Genomic DNA, 1,289 nt, shown 5'->3' on the forward strand with positions numbered 1-1,289 from the left:
GCGCCGGCGGCCACGGTGGGGCCGGTGGTGACGCGGGACTTTTCGGTTTCGGTGGCGCCGGTGGGGTCGGCGGGTTCGCCCCGGCGGGAGCCGGCGGGGCCGGCGGAAACGGCGGCGCGGGTGCCCTGGTGTTCGGCAGCGGCGGAGCCGGCGGTGCCGGCGCCCAGGGCGCCCCGACCTACGCCGGCGGAGCCGGTGGCGCGGGCGGCAAGGCCACGCTGCTCGGACTCGGCGGGACCGGTGGGGTCGGCGGACAGGGCACCCCGTCCGGTGCCAACGGTGTGACCGGCGACAACGGGCTGTTGCTGCCGGCGGCGGCGCTGAACGTGATCAACGCGCCCAGTGTGTTGCTGACCGGACGCCCGCTGATCGGCAACGGCGCCCCGGGCGCGGCCGGCAGCGGGGCCGCCGGAGGCCCGGGCGGCTGGCTGCTCGGTGACGGCGGGGCGGGCGGGTCCGGCGCCAACGGTGTGCCGGGTGGACCCGGCGGGGCCGCCGGGCTTTTGGGCAGTGGCGGCACCGGCGGTGCCGGCGGGCTCGGGGCTGCTGGTGTCGGCCGGTCTGGCGGTCAGGGCGGTAACGGCGGCTTGTTCTTCGGCAACGCCGGGGCGGGCGGAGCGGGCGCGGCCGGCTCCGACGGCAACGGCGGCGGTGGCGGAGCCGGGGGTACCGGCGGGATCTTCGGTTCCGGTGGTTCCGGCGGGACGGGCGGGATGGCCAACTTCGCGATCCCCGGTGTTTCCGGCGGCGCCGGAGGGTCCGGCGGCGCCAGTGGGGCGCTGAGTGGGCTGGTCGGTGCCGGCGGCGGTACCGGTGGGGTCGGCGGCGCCGGGTTCACGGGAGGTGCGGGCGGAACAGGCGGGGCCGCCGGCATCGCAGGTTCACTCTTCGGCGGCGGTGCCGGCACCCTCGGCGGCTCCGTGGTCGGTGCCGGCGGGGCCGGCGGCGACGGCGGCGCCAGTTTGGGCGGCACTGGCGGGCCGGGCGGAAGCGGCGGCGCCGGTGGACAATTCGTGGGCACCGGCGGCTCCGGCGGGGCCGGCGGTTCGGTGCTGGCCCCCCTAGTCGGTAGCGGCGGTGGGGGTCTCGGCGGCGGCGGAGGAACCGCCGGCTTGCTGGGTTCCGGCGGCTCCGGCGGCACCGGCGGCGCGGCGGGAGTGTCGCTCGTCACGCAGGTCCCCGGCGGTCAGGGCGGCCTCGGCGGCAACGCGGGCTTGTTGGGCTCCGGCGGTGCCGGCGGGACCGGCGGCTACTCCGATTCGGGTATCGGCGGGGCGGGCGGCCGCGGC

General features: G+C 79.5%; 1 protein-coding gene. It reads left to right on the forward strand.

Features of this window, described 5'->3' with window-relative positions:
- The coding region (locus AO501_RS38075) for a PGRS repeat-containing protein (RefSeq protein ID WP_419775678.1) at positions 1-1,289 on the forward strand (1,289 nt) is incomplete at both ends.

This window comes from Mycobacterium gordonae (genome assembly GCF_001417955.2).
Classification (GTDB): domain Bacteria; phylum Actinomycetota; class Actinomycetes; order Mycobacteriales; family Mycobacteriaceae; genus Mycobacterium; species Mycobacterium gordonae_B.